General features: G+C 71.6%; 15 protein-coding genes. 1 reads left to right on the top strand and 14 read right to left on the bottom strand.

Annotation, left to right across the window (positions count from 1 at the left end; translation table 11 throughout):
* Nucleotides 1-3: 3 nt before the first annotated feature.
* The 11 genes from mltG to aspS all read right to left on the bottom strand — a co-directional run bounded on the left by mltG (nucleotide 4) and on the right by aspS (nucleotide 12,432).
* Nucleotides 4-1,119 (bottom strand): endolytic transglycosylase MltG, encoded by a 1,116-nt coding sequence (mltG, locus tag M3T53_RS05885; RefSeq protein WP_272433543.1) that lies wholly within the window; start codon nucleotides 1,117-1,119, stop codon nucleotides 4-6.
* Between the two features lie 125 nt (nucleotides 1,120-1,244).
* A complete protein-coding gene (ruvX, locus tag M3T53_RS05880) occupies nucleotides 1,245-1,730 on the bottom strand; it encodes a Holliday junction resolvase RuvX (RefSeq protein WP_272433542.1) in 486 nt (161 codons plus the stop codon).
* Entirely contained in the window at nucleotides 1,727-4,429 is a 2,703-nt protein-coding gene (gene alaS, locus M3T53_RS05875; RefSeq protein ID WP_272433541.1) for an alanine--tRNA ligase, read from the bottom strand. Before alaS ends, ruvX begins: the two co-directional genes overlap by 4 nt.
* Nucleotides 4,430-4,539: 110 nt before the next feature.
* On the bottom strand, nucleotides 4,540-5,163 hold the full coding sequence (gene rpsD / locus M3T53_RS05870) for a 30S ribosomal protein S4 (protein WP_272433540.1): 624 nt from the start codon (nucleotides 5,161-5,163) through the stop codon (nucleotides 4,540-4,542).
* A 126-nt stretch (nucleotides 5,164-5,289) separates the two neighbouring features.
* Entirely contained in the window at nucleotides 5,290-6,633 is a 1,344-nt protein-coding gene (locus tag M3T53_RS05865) for a replication-associated recombination protein A (RefSeq protein WP_272433539.1), read from the bottom strand.
* Between the two features lie 31 nt (nucleotides 6,634-6,664).
* Complete coding sequence (locus M3T53_RS05860) at nucleotides 6,665-7,831, bottom strand: hypothetical protein (RefSeq protein WP_272433538.1); 1,167 nt, start codon at nucleotides 7,829-7,831, stop codon at nucleotides 6,665-6,667.
* Between the two features lie 254 nt (nucleotides 7,832-8,085).
* Entirely contained in the window at nucleotides 8,086-8,703 is a 618-nt protein-coding gene (locus M3T53_RS05855) for an L-threonylcarbamoyladenylate synthase (RefSeq protein ID WP_272433537.1), read from the bottom strand.
* An 80-nt stretch (nucleotides 8,704-8,783) separates the two neighbouring features.
* Nucleotides 8,784-8,978 (bottom strand): hypothetical protein, encoded by a 195-nt coding sequence (locus tag M3T53_RS05850; protein ID WP_272433536.1) that lies wholly within the window; start codon nucleotides 8,976-8,978, stop codon nucleotides 8,784-8,786.
* Nucleotides 8,966-10,114, bottom strand: a complete 1,149-nt coding sequence (locus M3T53_RS05845) for a hypothetical protein (protein WP_272433535.1) — start codon at nucleotides 10,112-10,114, stop codon at nucleotides 8,966-8,968. Before M3T53_RS05845 ends, M3T53_RS05850 begins: the two co-directional genes overlap by 13 nt.
* Nucleotides 10,107-10,493, bottom strand: coding sequence for a PadR family transcriptional regulator (locus M3T53_RS05840; protein ID WP_272433534.1), 387 nt, complete (start codon nucleotides 10,491-10,493; stop codon nucleotides 10,107-10,109). Before M3T53_RS05840 ends, M3T53_RS05845 begins: the two co-directional genes overlap by 8 nt.
* A 136-nt stretch (nucleotides 10,494-10,629) precedes the next feature.
* Nucleotides 10,630-12,432, bottom strand: a complete 1,803-nt coding sequence (aspS, locus tag M3T53_RS05835; RefSeq protein ID WP_272433533.1) for an aspartate--tRNA ligase — start codon at nucleotides 12,430-12,432, stop codon at nucleotides 10,630-10,632.
* 101 nt (nucleotides 12,433-12,533) lie between these two features.
* On the opposite strand from aspS, the gene M3T53_RS05830 reads away from it, so the two are divergent.
* A complete protein-coding gene (locus M3T53_RS05830) occupies nucleotides 12,534-13,898 on the top strand; it encodes an MFS transporter (RefSeq protein WP_334540411.1) in 1,365 nt (454 codons plus the stop codon).
* Between the two features lie 340 nt (nucleotides 13,899-14,238).
* Here the strand turns inward: M3T53_RS05830 and M3T53_RS05825 are convergent, their stop codons facing one another.
* The 3 genes from M3T53_RS05825 to M3T53_RS05815 form a co-directional block, all read right to left on the bottom strand.
* Nucleotides 14,239-16,602, bottom strand: coding sequence for a DEAD/DEAH box helicase (locus M3T53_RS05825; RefSeq protein ID WP_272433532.1), 2,364 nt, complete (start codon nucleotides 16,600-16,602; stop codon nucleotides 14,239-14,241).
* A gap of 207 nt (nucleotides 16,603-16,809) precedes the next feature.
* Nucleotides 16,810-18,468, bottom strand: coding sequence for a GTPase (locus M3T53_RS05820; RefSeq protein ID WP_272433531.1), 1,659 nt, complete (start codon nucleotides 18,466-18,468; stop codon nucleotides 16,810-16,812).
* Nucleotides 18,465-20,153 carry a dynamin family protein gene (locus M3T53_RS05815; RefSeq protein WP_272433530.1) on the bottom strand — a complete coding sequence of 563 codons (1,689 nt, stop codon included), beginning with the start codon at nucleotides 20,151-20,153 and terminating at the stop codon, nucleotides 18,465-18,467. Before M3T53_RS05815 ends, M3T53_RS05820 begins: the two co-directional genes overlap by 4 nt.
* Nucleotides 20,154-20,155: the final 2 nt, after the last annotated feature.

Below are 20,155 nucleotides of genomic sequence, written 5' to 3'. Positions count from 1 at the left end.
GTCTCAGCACTTCCCCGGGTTCGCCGAGCAGTAGTCCCGGAACTTCTGGACGTTCGCCTCCTGCTCGCTCAGCGTCGTCGCGAAGAGGGTCTCGCCCGTGTCGAGGTCGATCGTCACGTAGTAGAGCCACTCCCCGTCCGCCGGGTGGAGCACCGCCTCGATGGCCTCGACGGAGGGCTGGGCGATCGGCGTCGGCGGCAGCCCCGGGTAGAGGTAGGAGTTGTAGGGGTTGTCGTCCTCGGTGTCGTCGACCGTGGGCACCCCGCCGGTCTTGCCGACGCCGTAGAGGACCGAGGAGTCCATGTTGAGCAGTCCGCGCGTCTCGGCGTCGGGCTTGGTCAACCGGTTCTCGATGACGCGGGCGACCATCGGCAGGTACTCGTCGATGTTGACCTCGCGCTCGAGGATCGACGCCTTGATGAGGACGGTCTGGCGGTCCGCGGCCGCCACGCCGAGCCGGTCGAGCTCGGCCACGGTGCCGGCCACCATCTGGGAGAGCAGGCTCGTCGGCGTATCGGCCGAGCCGACCTCGTACGAGCCGGGGGCCAGCCACCCCTCGAGGACGCCGCCCGCCTCCTCGGGCAGGCCCAGGGACGCGGTGTCCGCCATGGCGGCAGCGATGTCCGCCGCGGAGATCCCCGTGACCTGCGCGATCCTGTCGGCCACCTGCTCGGCGGTCTGACCGGGGACGACCGTCACCGTGTTGTCTGAGCGGTTCGCCTCGTCGAGAAGGGCCGCGACCGCCTGGGAGGCGCTCATCTGCGTCTTGAGGGTGTAGGTGCCCGGCCGGATCGACGAGGCCGCCTTATTCGCCTGGAATGCGCGGATGAAGGCGTCGACGGATTTGACGACGCCGGCATCGACGAGGATCTGCCCCATATCGGCGCCGGACTGGCCCTGCTCGATCGTCACGTCCACGGGATCGACGCCCGGCCCCGGGTAGTCGTCACTGCTCTGGGCGCTCTGCGTCTGGTCCCCGGTCAGTTGGGTCCACGCGAACCACGCCGCCGAGCCGACGAGCCCGAGGACGAGGAGGAGGACGATGAAGGCCCGCACGCGCTTCCAGAAGCGCCGCTTGCGGGCGCGCCGGCGCTCGTGGGCCAGACGGCGCGCCCTCATCCCCGAGGTCTCCGGCGCGGAGCCGGGGAGCATATGAACGGAGGAGCGTCCGGCGACGCGGGTGCGGTCGCCTCCGCGAGGGGCTCCGTGTCGGGGGCGCCTGGGCGGCTGGTGGGCGGAACCACTCACTGGCTGTCCTTCCGGTCGGTGGCGTCGATCGTGGATCCGGGCGGGCGCCCGCCGATCCTCTCGAGTTCGAGGGCGTGCTCGAGGATGACCTGGGCGGCGACCTGGTCGATGACCGCGCGGTGATCCCGCTCGGCCACTCCGGATTCCCGCAGGCGCTGATGGGCCTGAGTCGAGCTTAGGCGCTCGTCGACCATCGCGACGCGGATGTGGGGGCGCAAGTCCTTGATGCGCCGCGCGTAACGGCGCGCCCCCTTGGCGGACACGCCCTCCGCGCCGCGCAGGTGCCGGGGCAGGCCGACGACGACCTCGATGGCCTCGTGCTCGTCGATGATCCGCGCGAGCTCGTCGACGTCGGACCAGTCGTCGCGCCGGCGCAGAGTGACGACGGGGAACGTCATGATGGCGTCGGGGTCGCATCGGGCGATCCCGACGCGGACCGTTCCGACGTCCACGCCGATGCGGACTCCTCGGCGCGGGCTCACAGCGAGTCGATCTCCTGTCGCACGGCCTCTAGGGCAGCGTCGATCCCGGAGGGGTCGCTCCCCCCGCCCTGGGCGATGTCGTCGCGCCCGCCGCCGCCCCCGCCGAGGCGCTGGGCGACGAGGCGCACGAGCGCGCCGGCCTTGAGGGAGCGGTCGCGGGCCGCCTCGTTCGTCGCCGAGACGATCGACGGCTTGCCGGAGACGAGTCCGACGAGGGCGACGACGACCGGCTGGTCGGGCCCGAGCCGGTCGCGGATCTCGAGGGCGAGGGTGCGCAGGGCGTCGGCCGACGGCATCGCGCCGACGGGGGCGGCGACGACGAGGGCGGGCCCGAGGCGCACGGCCCGCGCGGCGAGGTCGGAGGCCTGGGACAGGGCGACCTCGGTGCGGATCTTCTCGAGCTCCTTCTCCGAGTCGCGCAGCCTCGTCATCAGCGCCTCGATGCGGGCGGGCAGATCCTCGGGGCGGCCGCCGATCATCGTCGACAGCTGGGAGACGAGGGCGTGCTCCTTGGCCTGGAACTCGTAGGCGCCGTCGCCGACGAGGGCGTCGATACGGCGCACGCCCGAGCCGATGGACCCCTCTCCGAGGATCGCGATGCGGCCGATGTGACCGGTGGTCGGCACGTGGGTGCCGCCGCACAGCTCCCTGTCGAACCCGTCGCCGATGGTGACGACGCGGACCCTGGAGCCGTACTTCTCGCCGAAGAGGGCGATAGCGCCACTGGCGCGCGCCTCGTCGAGCGACATGATCTCGGTGGTGACCGCCAGGTCCTCGGCGAGCTTCTCATTGACGAGGGCCTCGATGTCGCTGAGCTGGGAGGACGCGAGGGCCTGCCCGTGGGTGAAGTCGAAGCGCAGGCGCGACGGGGAGTTCTCCGAGCCCGCCTGGTCGGAATCGGGCGAGACGATGCGGCGCAGGCCCGCGTAGACCATGTGGGTGGCGGTGTGGGCCCGGGCGATGGCGAGCCGCCGCTCGGAGTCGATCTCGGCGTAGGCCTTGGATCCGAGGGTCACCGTCCCCTCGGTGAGAGTCCCGCGGTGGACGAACAGGCCCTTGATCGGCGCCTGGACGTCGTGGACCTCGACGACCCCGCCGTCGGCCAGGCGGATGGTCCCGTGGTCGGCGAGCTGTCCGCCCATCTCGGCGTAGAACGGGGTCCGGTCGAGGATGATCTCGACCTCGGCGGGGGCACTGGCCGCCGGGACGGAGGAGGAGTCGACGAGGAGGCCGACGACGCTGGCCTCGGCGGCGGTCTCGGTGTACCCGAGGAAGTCCGTTCCCGCGCCCGCCTGCTTCTCGATCTCCTGGAAGACGCGCACGTCGGTGTGCCCGCTCTTCTTGGCCCGGGCGTCGGCGCGGGCCCGGTCCTTCTGCTCCTGCATGAGGGCGCGGAAGCCCTCCTCGTCGACGCTGACGCCCTGCTCGGCGGCCATCTCGAGGGTGAGGTCGATGGGGAACCCGTAGGTGTCATGCAGGGAGAACGCCGAGGCACCGGGCAGGACGGGGGCTCCGGACTCCTTGGCCTTGGCGACGGCCGCGTCGAGGATCGTCGTCCCCGAGCTCAGGGTGCGCCGGAAGGCGTCCTCCTCGGCGAAGGCGACATCGCTGATGGTCGGCCACGCGGTTTCGAGCTCGGGGTAGGAGAGCTTCATCGACTCCTTGGAGGCGGTGAGCAGCGTCGGTAGGGTGGCCTCGTCGACGCCGAGGAGGCGCATCGAGCGGACGGCCCTGCGGATCAGACGGCGCAGGACGTAGCCCCGCCCGTCGTTGCCGGGGCGCACGCCGTCGCCGATGAGCATGAGGGCCGAGCGGACGTGGTCGGCGACGACGCGCATGCGCACGTCGTCCATGTAGGCGTCACCGGCCGAGGGGCCGGCGGCGCCCAGTCCGTAGGTCTTGCCGCTCATCTCCTGGGCGGCGGCGATCACGGGGTAGACCTCGTCGATCTCGTACATGTTCGGCTTGTCCTGCATGACGAACGCGAGGCGCTCGAGGCCGGCACCGGTGTCGATCGCGGTCTGGTCGAGGGTGCCGATGAGTTCGAAGTCGTGGCCCTCGCCCTCTCCGCGGACGAACTCGTCGAACACGAGGTTCCAGATCTCGAGGAAGCGGTCGCCCCGGACGTCGACGACGGGGCCGCCGTCCGGGCCGTAGTCGGGGCCCCGGTCGTAGTGGATCTCGCAGCACGACCCGGCCGGACCGGGCTGCCCGGTCGACCAGGAGATCTCGGCGAAGGGGAGCTTCTGGACGTGCTCGGGGGGGACGCCGATGACTCGGGTCAAGTGGTCCCAGGACACCTGGTCGTTCTCCCAGATCGTCATCCACAGGCGGTCCCCGTCCAAGCCGTAGCCGCCGTCGGCCTGAGGGGAGGTCAGCAGCTCCCATGCGTATCCGATGGCCCCCTCCTTGAAGTAGTCGCCGAAGGAGAAGTTGCCGTTCATCTGGAAGAACGTCCCGTGCCGGGTGGTCTTGCCGACGTTGTCGATGTCGTTGGTGCGAATGCACTTCTGCACCGATGCGGCCCTGGGCCACGGGGCGGGCTCGGTCCCCAGGATGTAGGGGATGAAGGGGACCATTCCCGCGACGGTGAAGAGGATCGACGGCTCGGGGGAGATCAGGGAGACCGAGGGACGGATCTCGTGATCCTTCGAGGCGAAGTAGTCGAGCCAGCGGGAGCGGATCTCAGAGGTACGCATGAGGCCTCATCGTAGTCGGGCCCCGGGGGCGAAAGCACATCGCGCCCGAAGGCGGGGGCGGAGACGGCGACGCCCCGGAAGTCCTCGGCTTCCGGGGCGTCGCTGAGGGGTCAGCGCGAGTAGTGCTCGACGACCATCTGCACGTCGCAGGTCACGGGGACCTCGGCGCGCTTGGGACGGCGGACCAGGGTCGCCTTGAGGCGCTCGAGGTCGACGTCGAGGTATTCCGGGACGGCGGGCAGGACATCGCGATGGATCCCCTGCGCGGCGATCTCGAAGGGGACGGTGGTCTGCGACTTGGGCTTGACCTGGAGGGTTTGGCCCGGCTTGACGCGGAAGGAGGGGCGGTCGACGATCTTACCGTCGACGAGGATGTGGCGGTGGACGACGAACTGGCGGGCCTGCTGGATCGTGCGGGCGAAGCCGGCGCGCAGGACGAGGGCGTCGAGGCGCATCTCGAGGAGCTCGACGAGGTTCTCACCGGTCAGGCCCTCGATACGGCGGGCCTCCTCGAAGGCGCGGCGCATCTGGGCCTCGCGGATGCCGTACTGGGCGCGCAGGCGCTGCTTCTCCTTGAGTCGGACGGCGTAGTCGGATTCCTGGCGGCGGCGCGAGCGGCCGTGCTCGCCGGGGCCGTAGGGGCGCTTCTCGAAGTAGCGGACGGCCTTGGGGGTCAGGGCCAGGCCGAGGGCGCGCGATTCGCGCACCTGCTTGCGGGAACGGTTCTGAGCCATGCTCTGTGCTCTTCTTTCCTGTTGCTCGTGTCATGCCCGCAACGGCGCTGCGGGCATGGGGTCGACTCCCGGACTCGCGTCCTTCGGCTAGGACCCCAGGCGCCGTCACTCGACGGCCCGTACAGCCTAGCGCATGCCGAGGAGGTCTCTGAGCGCGGCGAGACGCTTGGTGAGCATCGCCTCATTCCCGTTGGAAGTGGGCTCGTAGTAGCGCGTGCCGACGAGGTCGTCGGGCAGGTACTGCTGGGCGGCGACGTGGTGGGGGGCGTCGTGGGCGTAGATGTAGTCGGCGCCGTGCCCGAGGTCCTTGGCGCCTGAGTAGTGGGCGTCGCGCAGGTGCATCGGAACCGGCCCGCCCTTGCCGGCGCGCAGGTCGGAGAGGGCGGCGTCGACGCCCAGGTAGACGGCGTTGGACTTGGGCGCCGTGGCGACCGCGACGACGGCCTCGGCGAGGAGGATCCGGGCCTCGGGCATCCCGATCATCGCGACGCCCTGCGCCGCGGCGACGGTCGTCGCGAGGACCTCGGGGGCGGCCATCCCCACGTCCTCCGCGGCGCTGATCATCACCCGGCGGGCGATGAAGCGCGGGTCCTCGCCGGCCTCGATCATCCGGGCGAGGTAGTGGAGGGCGGCGTCGACGTCGGAGCCGCGCATCGACTTGATGAAGGCGGAGGCGACGTCGTAGTGCTGGTCCTGATCCCACCGGACGAGCGCCTGATTGGCGGCGGTCTCGACGTGATCGACACCGATGAGGGCGTCACCGGCTTGCGCGGCGGCCCCGGCGGCGGCCTCGAGGAGCGTGAGGGACTTGCGCGCGTCGGATCCGGCCAGTCGCACGAGGGCGTCGCGCGCGTCGTCGGCGAGCCCGTAGTCCCCGTCGAGTCCTCGCGGATCAACGACCGCCCGGTCGAGGAGCGCTCGGATCGCGTCCTCGTCGAGGGGGCGCAGGACTTGGAGGAGGGAGCGCGACAGGAGGGGGGAGATCACGGAGAACGAGGGGTTCTCGGTGGTCGCGGCGACGAGCGTCACCCACCGGTTCTCGACCGCGGGCAGGAGGGCGTCCTGCTGGGATTTGGAGAAGCGGTGGACCTCGTCGACGAAGAGGATGGTGTCCTCGCCCGTCGCGGCGGTTCTCCGCTTGGCCGAGGCGACGACCTCGCGGATGTCCTTGACGCCGGCGGACACCGCGGAGATCTCGGCGAAGCGGCGCTGGGAGGCGCGCGCGACGAGATAGGCGAGCGTCGTCTTGCCGGTGCCGGGAGGGCCCCAGAGGATCACGGAGGACAGGCCGGGCGACCCGTTGGAGGAGGGCTCGAGGAGGCGCCTGAGAGGGGCTCCGTCGGCGAGGATGTGCCCTTGGCCGACGACCTCGTCGAGACTCGTCGGGCGCATCCGCACGGCCAGGGGCGCGTCGGGCGAATACGCGGGGATCCCCGTGTCGGCGATCCCCTGGGTCTCGAAAAGGTCCATGCGTCAAGACTAATCGGCTCAGGCGCGCCCGTTACCGCGAGGAGGGGGCGAAGGACCGGTTGAGGACTCTGAGGACGACTCCTCCCCCGAGGAGCAGGAGGGCGGCGCCGGCGAAGAACAGGGAGGAGTTGAGGACGACGAGGCTGTTCGACGCGGCTGCTCGGGCGAGGGACCCGTCGTGGGCGGCGACAAGCGCGCGAGCGTCGACGGTCGGGCGCATCGCGGTCTTCCCCGGGGCTCCCGCGGGTTCGCTCGCCCGGGAGGGCTGCGGGGCGCCGACGTCTATGACGTCGATCTCGTTGAGGCCGTCAACGGGGGCCCGCTGGGGCCATCGGCTGAAGAAACCGGTCGCCGCGGCGGGATCGGTCCCGCCTTCGGCTGCGGCGGATGAGGCCCTCCTCCCGTCGTCTTCGCGTCCGGTGGGGTCGGCGGGCGTCGCGACCTCTTCGTTCCCCGGTGCTGCCGGTGGGTCTCGGCGGCGTTCTTCAGCAGGAACCGCGGGCTCGATGAGGATGGCCGGCTCCTCCGGCACGGCAGGGGCAGTCGGTTTGACGGGCTCCACATCAACAGGCTCGACCGGATCCACCGGCGCAACGGGCACGACGGGGTCAACAGGCTCCACCGGCTCAACAGGCACGACGGGCTCAACAGGCACGACGGGATCAACAGGCTCGACAGGATCCACCGGCTCAACAGGCACGACGGGGTCAACAGGCTCCACCGGCTCAACAGGCTCCACCGGCTCAACAGGCACGACCGGATCAACGGGTTCTACCGGATGGACAGGCTCGACCGGCTCCACCGGATCAACGGGAGGAGCGGGCTCCGGGGAGTCCGGGTTCCCGGCCTCGCGGACGATGCTCCATCGGGACGAGCACAGGAGATCGCCCGACACCGCATGAATAGAGACGTCGAAGATGTGGGTCTCCCCCAGACCCCACTCGATGCCGGACGGAGTGTTCTTCCCATCGGGAATGAGGAGCTCGATCTCGTAGCCCCCGTCCTCGTCAACCGGGGCCACGGCCCAAACCGTCCGGTCGTCGATCGTCCCGTTCGTCGCCGGGTTAATGAGGCCGCCCGGCGAGGTCACCAAACCGCCATCGGCGATCCCCACGGCATAGGCCACGGAGCCCTCCTCAGGCACGCAGGTCCCGACGACGGAGACCGAGGGCAGGGCCTGAGGAATGACGAAAGGCACGAGCGAGGGCTCATCAGCGGCGCGAGCCGCTCCCGGATTCGCGATGACACCGACGAGGAGAGCCGCGGCGACCGCACGGATCCCACGACCGACCCGCACGCGCCTCGCCTGTCCCGCCACGATCCCATCCCCTCCGACCGTCGCCTCCTCGGGCCCGTCAATGGAAGTCGCCGCACGAAGCGCGGGACCACTCGACAGTCGGACTCAGCCTATCAGCGCTCCTCCCCCGACCGTTGCGGAGCCCGCCGCCGGCATCATTCGAAGAGCGAGACGTCGCCCGCTCCGCGGCGCACCACCTGCGGGCCCCCCGATGTGAAATCGACGACGGTCGTCGCCCCGCCGTCCCCCACCGGTCCGACGAGGACGAGATCCACCCGATGACCGATCTCCTCGTCGACCTCGAATCCGTCGATCATCGGATCCTCCCGCCCCGGCAGGATGAGCGTCGAGCACAGGAGCGGCTCGTCGAGCTCGTCGAGGAGCGACTGGACGATGGCATGATCGGGGATCCGTACGCCGATCGTGTGCTTCTTCTTGTTGAGCGTCATCCGAGGGACCTCCTTGGTCCCCGGGAGGATGAACGTGTAGGGGCCGGGAGTCAGCGCCTTGATCGCGCGGAAGGCCGAGTTGTCGATGATGACGAGCTCTCCGAGTTGAGCGAAGGAGCGGCACAGGAGGGAGAAGTTGTGCTTGTCGTCGAGGCGGCGGACGGAGCGGATGACGTCCATCCCCTCCTTGTTGCCCAACCGGCAGGCGATCGCGTAGCCGGAGTCGGTCGGCAAGGCGATCACTCCCCCGCCGCGGATGATCTCCGCGGCCCTCGCGAGGAAACGGGTTTGAGGATTGACCGGATGCATTTCGACGTAGGACATGCCTCTATTGTGCCCCAGATCACTCCTGCGTGCAGACGACGGCGAGCCTCCCTCTCCTCCGATGCTCCCGACGACAGCTCTCAGGCGTCGACGACCGGCACGCGGACGGTCCACGCCCATGCGCCCAGGACGATCGCGAGTACGGGGAAGACGAAGAACGGTCCGACGTGGGCGACGATGAGGAACAGTGGGGACCAGACTGCGGCAAGACCGGCGAGGACGGCCGCGCGCGCCCACCGACCTACGGGAAGGCGCGGCCAGATCAGCCACGACACGCCGATCCACGACGCCGGCGAGAGGACGAGAGCACTCCCGTAGTACTGCCCCCAGACGGATTCGCCGATCTGCGCGATAGCCTCCCCAATCCAGGGCACGGTCGACACCGGCAGGAGGACGGGGATCCACGAGACGAGAACGAGGAGGAGCATCGCCCAGATCCCCACCCGGGATCTGCGGGTGACGGCCGTCTCCATGATCCCCTACGCGACGAGCAGGGGACCAGCGCCCACATCGACAGCTCGTCGGCGCGCATGCCCAGGACGGGGGCGAGAAGATCCCCGGCACCGGGGAGCAGGAGCGCGTTCGCCCCCACCATCATGAGCAGGGCCGTCAGCGCGAGGACGGTGACGGCCCCTCGAACCCGGCCCGTCAGGGGCTCCCCACGACGCGCGACGCGGGAACGGCTCCTGCGCAGAAGGAGCCCGACCGCGATCACGGCCGCGCACAGGAGGCCGAGCGGAGGGAATTCGGAGGTGAAGACGATCATCCCACCGAGCGACCAGCCGACCCCGGCCCCGACGGCCCAACCAACCGCGCGGCTCGCGAACCGGGGCCGGGAGGACTCGTCGGCGACGGCCGCGCCGATTACCGCGAAGAGCCCCCACGCGATCGTCCGCAGCGTCCACGCCATCGGGTCGGCGAGCACCGGCGCCTCTGCCCCGACTAGAGGGCCCCACACCCACAGCCCCTGCGCGACGGCGTTGGCGACGACGGCGGCCCCTCCCGCCGCCAGGGCCCCGCAGGCCCGGACCGGACCCAGGAGGCCGCGTTCTCGCAGGGTGGCCGCGCCGGCGACGACGATCGCGCCGGGGAGGACGAGCCCCCTGAGGGCCACGTCGACCCACTCCCACGGGCCCTGCCCGGACCCGTCTCGAACCGGCGAGAATGTCATCAGCGACCATCCCCAGACGGAGCCCACGATGAGGATCAGGCAGATCCCGACGGTCCAGCCGTTGAGCCTCATCCCGATTCCGTGGAGCATCGAGGAGGCCCTCAGCCGGGCGTCGGGCTCCCGGGAGCCGCGTTCGCGGGCCTCGGCGAGGACGGTGGCGAGGAATACGTCGCCGTTGCTCTCGCGCCACCGTCGGGGGTACCAGTGCAGCAGGCGGGCGAATGCGCGCTCGTCAGGCATGGGAGGGCCTCCTCCCGAGTCCCGAGCCGTTCCGGGCGCGCAATGGCGCGGCCCACCGGTGCGCCGGGGCGATGGGCCGGGCTCGAAGACGGGCCCGGGCGGTGCGCGCCATCGTTTCGAGGGCCGCGCTCTCCTCGCCGAGGGCGTCGCGCCCCTCGTCGGTGAGCCTGTAGTAGCGCCGGGCGCGGCCGTCGACGATCTCCTCGGAGTCGACGACGACGAGCCCCTCCCTCTCGAGGCGCTCGAGCGCGGCGTACAGCGTCGTGGGGCGCAGGGCCGCCGCGCCGTCGGACAGGGAGGACACTTCGCGCAGGATGTCGTACCCGTGCCTGCGCCCGTCGGCCAGCGCCGTGAGGATCCAGAATGAGTTGTGCGTCAATGAACGTCCCATGTCATGGGCATATACTCGCAATAGTCCAATGACAAGACTATTTCATTCATGAAACGCATATCGACGAAGCGGTGGGGGGTGCGGGACGGATCCGTCCCGCACCCCCCACCGCTGGAATCGTCGATCAGGCCTCGTCCGACGCCGACTCCTCGCCCCTCCTCCTCGGGACCGCGTCCACGCCGGCCTCCTTGCGCTGGGCCACCGTGATCGGGGCCGGCGCCTCGGTCAGCGGGTCGTAGCCGCCGCCCGACTTCGGGAAGGCGATGACATCGCGGATCGACTCCGACTTCGTCAACAGGGAGACGATCCGATCCCAGCCGAAGGCGATGCCGCCGTGCGGCGGGGCGCCGAACTTGAAGGCGTCGAGGAGGAACCCGAACTGCTCCTGGGCCTGCTCGTCGTCGATCCCCATGACGTTGAACACGCGGTTCTGCACGTCCCGGCGATGGATTCGGATCGACCCGCCGCCGATCTCGTTGCCGTTGCACACGATGTCGTAGGCGTACGCCAGGGCGTTCGCCGGATCCTCGTCGAAGGAGTCGAGCCACTCGGGCTTGGGCGAGGTGAAGGCGTGGTGGACCGCGGTCCACGCGCCATCGCCCAGCGCGACATCCCCCTCGGCCTGGGCCTCGCCGGCCGGCTTGAACAGAGGCGCGTCGACGACCCAGGTGAACGCCCAGGCATCGGGGTCGATGAGGCCGCAGCGCTTGCCGATCTCGAGTCGCGCCGCGCCCAGGAGCTCGCGCGAGGGCGTCGGCCGACCCGCCGCGAAGAAGACGCAGTCCCCGGGGGCCGCCCCTGTCGCGGCGGCCAGGCCCTCGCGCTCGGCCTCGGTGATGTTCTTGGCGACCGGGCCTGCGAGCGTTCCGTCCTCGCCGATCGTCACGTACGCCAGGCCCTTGGCACCGCGGGCTTTGGCCCACTCCTGCCACTTGTCGAAGGTCCGGCGCGGCTGCGAGCCCCCGCCGGGCATGACGACCGCGCCGACGTACGGCGCCTGGAAGACCCGGAAGGTCGTGTCCGCGAAGTAGTCGGTGAGATCGACGAGTTCGAGGCCGAAGCGCAGATCCGGCTTATCCGACCCGTACTTCTCCATCGCGTCCCTGTAGGTCATGCGCGGCAGCGGGGTCGGCAGGTCGTAGTCGATGAGCGCCCACACCCTTCTCATGACGTCCTCGGCGACGGCGATGACGTCGTCCTGATCGACGAAGCTCATCTCGATGTCGAGCTGGGTGAACTCCGGCTGACGATCGGCGCGGAAGTCCTCATCGCGATAGCAGCGGGCGATCTGGAAGTACCGCTCCATTCCGGCGACCATGAGCATCTGCTTGAAGAGCTGGGGCGACTGCGGCAGGGCGTACCAGGATCCGGGCGACAGGCGGGCCGGAACGATGAAGTCGCGCGCGCCCTCGGGGGTCGAGCGCGTGAGCGTCGGGGTCTCGATCTCGACGAAATCGTGCTCGTAGAGGGTGTCGCGAGCCGCCCGCGACACCCTCGACCGCAGTCGGAGCGCGTACTGCTCCGGTTCGCGGCGCAGGTCGAGGTAGCGGTACTTCAGGCGGGTCTCCTCGCCGACGTTGCCGGAGTCCTCGGCGTTCGAGGACACCTGGAACGGCAGGGGCGCGGAGGTGTTGAGGACCTCGATGTCGTCGCCCATGACCTCGATGGCGCCGGTGGCCAGATTCGGGTTCTCGTTGCCCTCGGGGCGGGCGCAGACCTCACCGGTGACTTTGAGGACAAACTCGGAGCGCAGGTCGTGGGCGACCGATTCGTCGCGGACGACCACCTGGGCGATGCCCGAGGCGTCGCGCAGGTCGACGAAGGCGACGCCCCCGTGATCGCGGCGTCGATCGACCCAGCCGGTCAGGGTGACGGTCTGCCCAATGAGATCGGTGCCGAGCGTTCCGATGGTGTGAGTGCGAAGCACTGGTAGTCCTTTCGTCGGTGCCATCCGCGAGACGGGCGGCGGCATCGCGAGTGTACGTCAGCGGCGTTGCCGGTCGAGAATCACCGGTGGGATAATCGCGCGTGCCCTTCATCTCCCCCCGCCGCCGCGATCTCCCCTGGACCCCTCTCGAGTCGTCCCTCATGCTCGGCTCGGTCCTCCTCATCACCCTGTGCGCCTTCGAGGGACTGGCGACGACGACGATCATGCCGAGCGTCGTCGAGGACCTCGATGCCGAATCCTGGTTCTCCGTCGCCTCCGGATCATCGCTGGCCGCCCAGCTGACCGCGACGGTCATCGCCGGAGCCCTGGCGGATTGGAAGGGGCCGCGCCCGGTGCTCCTGGCCGGGCTGGGGCTCTTCGCCGCCGGGCTCCTCGCCTCCGCCTGGGCCCCGACGATCCTGCTCTTCGTCATCGGCAGGATCGTTCAGGGCCTCGGCGCCGGGCTCCTCATCGTCCCCCTGTACGTCCTCGTCGGATCGGTCGTGTCCGCCCCGCACCGCCCCTCGTTCTTCGCGGCGTTCTCACTGGCGTGGGTGCTGCCCTCCCTCGTCGGCCCGGCCATCGCCGGGATCGTCGTCGCCCGTGCGGGATGGCGGCCGGTGTTCTGGGCCGTGCCCATCCTCGTCGCCGTCGCCACCATCCCCCTGATCTCCGTCCTGTCCAGGCTCGGATCCCGCTCGGGCGCGGTTCCGCCCCGACTCCGGTCGCTGTCCCTGATGGCGCTCGTCGCCGGTCTGGGCGTCCTCTTCCTCCAGCTGTCCGGGGCCGTGACGGGCACGGTCTTCGCCGTCCTCGTTCTCGCGGGTCTGGTGCTCACCGGATGGGCGCTCCCCCGCCTCATGCCCCGCGGGGCGTTCTCCATGCGCCGGGGGGTGCCCTCCGCGATCCTCACCCGGATGCTCGCGATGGGCGTCCAGGCGGGAGTCGGCGCGTTCCTGCCGCTGGTCCTCCAGAGGATCCACCATTGGCAGCCCGATGCCGCGTCCCTGTCCGTCACCCTGGGGACGGTGTCGTGGGCGGCCGGTGCGTTCATCCAGTCGCGGGTGTCGAACGACGAGGTCCGGCTGCGCCTGCCCGTCATCGGCACCTCGTTGATCGTCGGCGGGATGCTGCCCGTCCTCAGTCTCCTCTCCGGCTCGGCCCCCGCGTGGCCGGCCCTCATCGGATGGATGATCATGGGCGCCGGAGTGGGACTCATGCACTCGACGCTGTCCGTCCTGGCCCTGGGCCTGATGCCGGCAGAGAAGCACGGCAAGGTCTCGAGCTGGCTGCAAGTCGCCGACTCGGCCGGCTCGTCGGTGGAGCTGGCGATCGTGTCGATCCTCATGGCGGCATGGGCCGCGACGGGGGCGAGCGGGGGGCTCTCCTACGCCCCGGCCCTGGTCGTCGCCCTCGTCATCGGGGCGACGGCGCTCGCCTCCTCGCGGAGGATCCGGCCGGCCTGAGCCCACCACTGCTTCTCGCCCGGACTGTTCCAGCTCGACCCGCGCGGAGGAACCGGTCGGCCTGAGCCCATCGCCGCGTCCTCGCCGTGCACGCCATGATCCGAGACGGCGCCCTCTACAACACACAACCCGCACCATCACTGACCGCCGCCGCTTGACACACCCCCTAGGGACGTCCCCCGAAAACGAACATTTCCTACCGGGTCAGGTGGGAAATGTTCGTTTTCGGGGGAAATGGGGGCTGAGCTGAGCGATCCCACCCCCCGGACGCACATGCCCGAGGCCGCCGAGGGGAAATGGGGGGGCCGGGCTGAGCAGCCCCGACCCCCGACTCCCACCGTCAGCGGTGGCGAGGCCTCGTGCCGAATGCCCTGCCGGTCGACCCTCGGTCGTCGCGCTCCCGGCGCCCGGCGCGAGCCGCCTTGAAGGACCGGGCCCCCGACGCGCGCCTCTCCTCGCCGTAGCGCTCGTCCCGCCCCTTGCGGATCTCGCGCTCCCAGCGCTCGGATCGGACCGACCGGTGACGAGTCGGGGCCCCCTCCCGATCGCGAGGGGCCCTCCCCTCGCGGTCCGCGGGATCGGGGCGATCGACGCCTTCCCCCCGCTCCGAGCGGTCCCACCCGGGACGGCGGTCTCGGGCGCCGCGCTGGCCGGGCCCCTCGTCGACGCGGATGCGCAACGGGCGCCCCTGGACGTAGCCCTTGCCGATCCGGCGCATCTGGTCCTCGCTGAGGTCGCCGGAGATCTCGACGAGGGAGAAGGTCGGGAAGATCTCGATATGGCCGATGTCCTTGCCGTCGACCCCGCCCTCGCCGGCGATGGCTCCGACGATCGATCCGGGCTTGACCCGGTCCTTCTTGCCGACCTCGACCCGATAGCGGATCCCGGCGCCGACGGAGGGGCGCGACGCCGAGCGCTTGCGGTCCCGCCCGGGCTTGAGGGGGCGGTCCTTGTCCCGCCCGCCCTCGAAGGAGGCGCCGAGGAATTCCCCGGACTCGTCGACCTCCTCCTCGCGGCGGGTCCTGGCCGGGCCCCGCCGGTCCTTGTCGATCCGGGGCGCGGGCCCCTCGTCCCCCACGGCCTGCGCGAGGAGCGCCGCTGCGACGTCGACGACGTCCACGCCCCCTCCGCCGTCCGACGAGGCGCCGTCCCCGACCCGCAGATCGGCGAGGAGGCTCTTGTACATGTCGAGCCTGCCGCGCTTGATCCGTCGTCCCACCCCCTCGAGGAGGCGCCGGGCCCGGAACTCCGAGACCGCCGCCGGCGAGGGGATCGCCACCTCCTCCATCGGCGCCCCGGTGAGTTTCTCGATCCGCCGAAGCCTCCCATGCTCCCGGGGGGTGAAGAACGTCAGCGACCTGCCGGCGCGCCCAGCGCGACCCGTCCGGCCGATGCGGTGGACGTAGGCCTCCGGTTCGCGGGGCACGTCGAAGTTGACGACCAGGGAGATCCGCTCAACGTCGAGCCCGCGCGCGGCGACGTCCGTGGCGACGAGGACGTCGAGTGTCCCCGAGCGCAGGCGCTCGACCATGCGCTCGCGCTCGGCCTGGGCGACGTCCCCGGAGATCCCGGCGGCTCGGAAACCGCGGGCCGCCATCTCCAACGAGATCTCCTCGACGTCGGCCCGGGTCCGAACGAAGACGATCGCGGCGTCGGCTTCCTCCTGCCCCTCGGCGATGTGTTGGGCGCGGGTGGCCAGGACACGGGTCAGCGCGCCGATCTTGTGCTTGTAGGGGACGACCGCGTAGGTCTGGTGGATCGTGTCGACAGTCGAGGACTCGTCGGAGACGGCGATCCTGACCGGATCGGTCAGATGCGTGTTGGCGACCCGCTCGATGGCGGCGGGCATCGTCGCCGAGAAGAGCGCGGTCAGGCGCTCGGCCGGGGCGGACGAGGCGATCGTCTCGACGTCCTCCGCGAACCCCATCCGCAGCATCTCGTCGGCCTCGTCGAGGACGAGCATGCGGATGCCGGACAGATCGAGGGCCCCCTTCTCGATGAGGTCGATGACGCGGCCGGGAGTCCCGACGACGACCTGCGCCCCCTTCTTCAACGCGGCGATCTGAGGGCCGTAGGGCGATCCGCCGTAGACGGCGACGACGTCCAGTCCACGGGATTGGGCCGCGAAGTCCTCGATGGCCTGAGCCGACTGGAGGGCGAGTTCGCGAGTGGGGGCGAGGACGAGGGACTGGACCCTCTTCTCGGCGGCCTCGACGATGGCGAGCATCGGCAGGCCGAAGGCGGCGGTCTTGCCGGTGCCGGTCTGGGCGATGCCGACGACGTCGCGCAGGTCGAGGAGCGCGGGGATCGCCTGCTCCTGGATCGGCGTGGGCGTCCGGTAGCCCATGTCGGTGACGGCGGCGAGGATGTCCTCGGGCAGGCCGAGGGAGGCGAAGCTGACGCCCTCGTCCCCGTTGGCGCCCTCCTCATCGTCCTCGGAGTCGTCCTCCTCGTCCTCCCGGGGGTCGTCGGGATCGTCCGCTCCATCCTCCCCGGGATCGCCGGGATCGTCCGCCCCGTCGGCGCCATCCGCGACGGACGGCCCCCCGTCCTCCGCGCCGCCCGGGGTCTCGTCGGTCGGGGGGATCTGCGAGTCCTCGGGATCGGCCGCCGGGATCGGGGCCTCGACGGGATCTTCTCGAGTCTGGGCGTCGAGCGCGCGCGGTTCGGGGGCGTCGTCGAACAGGGAGGGGGCGTCATGCATGGGCACAGGTGGTCCTCATCGGGATCGGTCTGGATCGAGGCCCCTCGGGATCGGGGCCGGGTCGGGGTCGACCTTCGGCGCCGCCTCGCATCTCCACAACAACACTCACCGGATCATCCGGGCACCATCACAGGGGGCTGCGCCTCATCGTCCCCCCAGCCTATCGGGGGCTCCGTCGTCTCCCGCCCCCCTCCCCGGTGAATTCCCTCACCGGGCGGTTCCTCGTCCCCACTCCTCCTCCCGGGGGATCGCCGTTGCGAGGGCGTCGCAGACACCCCCCTGGCGCCGGTCCTCCTCCTCGATGACGGCGACGACGGTGCGCTCCACGGCCGCGCGGATCCTCCCGTCGATGCTCCGCCGCGCCCGGCGTCCCACCCGGCCGGCGGCGATCCCGGCCGCGACCAGCGCGATGACCGCAACGACCGCCGTCCACGCCAGTCCGGCCCCGACCAGGAGGACCGGGACGGGAACCCCCCGCCACTGCGGCGGCTCCCACGAGACGAGCAGGAACGAGCGGATGAGGTGGATCGCCGCGAGCCACCCCGCGCCGACGGCTCCGACGAGCCAGCCGAGCCACTGAACGGCGTCCGCCCACGCCCACCACGCCGGGGCACGTCCGGGTCCCAGGTCGGCCGAGGCGACCGACACGTCGAGCTCGTCGGCCAGCCGGTCCGAGGCCCCCAGGACCCGGGCGAGCATCGCGCGGCGCCACACCTGCGGACGGCCCCGCGTCGTCTCCTCGACGACCGCCCTCAGCCCCCGGTTGAGAGCCGCGCGGGCGGGCGCCGACGGGGCCGGGAGGCTCGGAACGGCGAGATCCTCGATCGGGCCGGAGCCCGATCCTCCCCTCAGCCCCATCGCGGCCAACGGGTCGGCGCGCAGGGTGCGCAGCCACCGCAGGGCCAGCCAGCCGACGCGGCGCCCCGCGCGATGGCGGTAGGACGAGCGGACGGCGTCGACGACGCGCCCAGCTCCGACGACCTCCCCGGCCATCCCGGTGAGGGCGTCGGCGAGCCCCCCGGTGTCGACCGCCCGGATGGGGGCGTCGAGGTCGAGGCCGTCGGCCATCAGGTCGGCCGCCGCCCGCAGGCGCGCCCGATCGCGGGTGGATCGCAGTCGGTTCTCCTGCGCCTCCCGCCCGATGAGGACGCGCAGGTCGTCGATCCCCCGACCGGTCGTCGACGAGACGGGGATCACCCGGGCGCTCGGGATGCCGTCGCGCACCGCGAGCCGTTCGAGGTCGGCGATGACGAGGGCGAGGTCCTCCTCCCCCAGCGCATCGGCGTGGGTGAGGACGACCACCGAGGAGGCGAGGCGCTCGTGGAGGGGCGCGATCCACTCCTCGTGGATCACCCCGTCCGCGTACTTCTGCGGGTCGACCACCCAGACCACGAGGTCGAGGCGCTCGGCGAGGCGAGCCGCGAGCCCGCGGTTCGACGTCGACACCGAGTCGATGTCGGGCAGGTCGACGAGGACGGCGCCGTCGGGGAGACGCGATTCCGCGCCGAGCTCGACGCGGTCGGGGATGCCGATCCAGTCGAGGAGCCGATCGGCCCGGGCCTCCCCCGTCGTCACCGCCAGGGCGCTGGTCGTCGTCGGCCGGATGACGCCGGGGCGCGCGACCCGGGCCCCCGTCAGCGCGTTGACGAGAGAGGACTTGCCCGAGCCGGTCGCGCCGAGCATGCCGATGACCGTCGTCTCGGCGCCGAGGACCCTGCGCTCGCCGGCGGCGTCGATCAGCGCCCGGGCCTCATCGGCGACGTCGGGGGCGAGATCCCCCCGCGTCAGGTCGAGGGCCTCCGACAGCCGGGACACGGGGTCCGGCGGCTCCTGACGAGGAGCCCCGTCGCGCGCGAGAGCGCTCATCGCCCCTCCCCCTCGACCGCCCGGAGGGCCTCGTCAATGGCCGAGGCGTCGATCGGCCCCGGCACGGCTCGGGCGAGGGGCTCCAGCCGGTCGCGCAGGGCGCGAGCGCACATCTCGTCGAGCATCGACTCGGCCCGGGCCGCCATCGTCCGCACCCCCTGGTCGCCGAAGACCGCTTCGAGGAGCCGCTGGGCGAGGACCGCCGACGCCCCCGCGACGCCGACCTCCGCCCCGGTCAACCCGCCGGTCGCGGAGAACAGGACGATCATCAGGGCGACGGCGACGATGTTGACGCCGACCGCCAGGACCCTGGCCCGAGTCCGACGCGACCCTCCCTGCTCGCGCACGAGGCCGAGGAGCGCCCGCTGCCAGGCGACGGTCGTCTCCCGCGCGGCCTCGTCGGCAAGGGCGTCCGACGGGGAGTCGGCGGTCGCGGAGACTGCGGCGAGGGCCCGATCCCCCCGCATCGCCTCCTCGGCGGATTCGCGGACCCGCAGGAGCTCCTCGCGGATCACCCCCGCCAGCCCCTCCTCGAGAGCCTCCTCGACGGGGGCCACCGGAGAAGGCCGGCCCCTGAGGGCCGCCGACAGGCGGTCGCGCAGCGACGAGACGGTGCGGTCGATCGTCCTGCTGATGTCCCATGCGCCGACGACCTCCTGCCAGCGGGCGAGGACCTCGCCGCGCAGGAGCGCCCCGTCCCCCAGCCCCTGGCGGATCCGCCTCAGGGAGTGGGCGACGGCCTCGTCGAGGATCCCCTCGCCGCGGCGCACCGCCTCGTTGTGGGCGGCCACCATCTCAACGACGACGGCGGCGTCATCCGCGAGCGAGCGGATCGACCCGTCGAGGGCCCTCCTGGCGACCTCGGCCCGGGCCGAGGCGTCGGCCGCCAGGGAGCCCAGCCACCGCGCGATCGGGGCGACCGCTCCGGTCGGCAGCAGGGAATCGACGAGGTCCTGCTCGTCGACGGGGAAGATCGGGGCGGCGAGGAGGCCTCGCTCGTCGAGCATGCGCCGCAGGTCCGCCTCCACCTCGTCCCGGGCGCCCGCGGGCACGCGGTTGAGGACGACCGCCACGTCGACGCCGCGCGCGGCCGCCTCGTCCAGATGGCGCCACGGCACCGCGTCGGCGTAGCGCGCCGCAGTGGTGACGAAGATCCACAGGTCCGCCGCGTCGAGGAGCTGGCCGGCGAGCCGGCGGTTCTCGGCCGCCACCGAGTCCACGTCGGGGGCGTCGACGAGGGCGAGGGAGTCGGCGAGCCCCTCGCAGGTCGTCACGGCCAGGCTCGAACCGGCCCGTTCGTCTTCGACGGCCCCGGCAGGGGCCCCTTCATCGACGCGCACGCGCGCGAGCGTCGGGAGGATCCTCGCGTCGAGGAACCAGTGGGCGTCCTCCGGCCGGCAGATCAGGGTGGGGCGCCGGGTCGTCGGGCGCACCGCCGACGACCGGGAGACGACGCGGCCGACGAGGGAGTTGACGAGGGCGGACTTGCCGGCCCCGGTCGATCCCCCGACGACGCCCAGGAGCGGGGCGTCGAGGGAGGCGAGCCTGGGGAGGACGTGGTCGTCGAGGCGTCGGATCGCACGGGCCCTCGCCGCTTCGCCGTCCTCGCGCGCGTCGACGGGCAGGACCGGCCCGACGCCGGCGAGGGCGTCCCGCAGGGCGGCGAGCCCGCGCTCGTCGGCCATGG

The sequence above is a fragment of the Actinomyces sp. B33 genome (assembly GCF_028437565.1).
GTDB lineage: Bacteria > Actinomycetota > Actinomycetes > Actinomycetales > Actinomycetaceae > Pauljensenia.
The sequence above is the reverse complement of the archived record's forward strand: the minus strand, read 5'-3'. Positions and strand labels throughout refer to the sequence as shown.

Excerpts from the sequence above, each read along its gene's own strand:
- mltG (WP_272433543.1), bottom strand. The coding sequence starts at position 1,119 with ATGAGGGCGCGCCGTCTGGCCCACGAGCGCCGGCGCGCCCGCAAGCGG.
- alaS (WP_272433541.1), bottom strand. The coding sequence starts at position 4,429 with ATGCGTACCTCTGAGATCCGCTCCCGCTGGCTCGACTACTTCGCCTCG.
- rpsD (WP_272433540.1), bottom strand. The coding sequence starts at position 5,163 with ATGGCTCAGAACCGTTCCCGCAAGCAGGTGCGCGAATCGCGCGCCCTC.
- M3T53_RS05865 (WP_272433539.1), bottom strand. The coding sequence starts at position 6,633 with ATGGACCTTTTCGAGACCCAGGGGATCGCCGACACGGGGATCCCCGCG.
- M3T53_RS05855 (WP_272433537.1), bottom strand. The coding sequence starts at position 8,703 with ATGTCCTACGTCGAAATGCATCCGGTCAATCCTCAAACCCGTTTCCTC.
- M3T53_RS05845 (WP_272433535.1), bottom strand. The coding sequence starts at position 10,114 with ATGCCTGACGAGCGCGCATTCGCCCGCCTGCTGCACTGGTACCCCCGA.
- M3T53_RS05825 (WP_272433532.1), bottom strand. The coding sequence starts at position 16,602 with ATGCATGACGCCCCCTCCCTGTTCGACGACGCCCCCGAACCGCGCGCG.
- M3T53_RS05820 (WP_272433531.1), bottom strand. The coding sequence starts at position 18,468 with ATGAGCGCTCTCGCGCGCGACGGGGCTCCTCGTCAGGAGCCGCCGGAC.
- M3T53_RS05815 (WP_272433530.1), bottom strand. The coding sequence starts at position 20,153 with ATGGCCGACGAGCGCGGGCTCGCCGCCCTGCGGGACGCCCTCGCCGGC.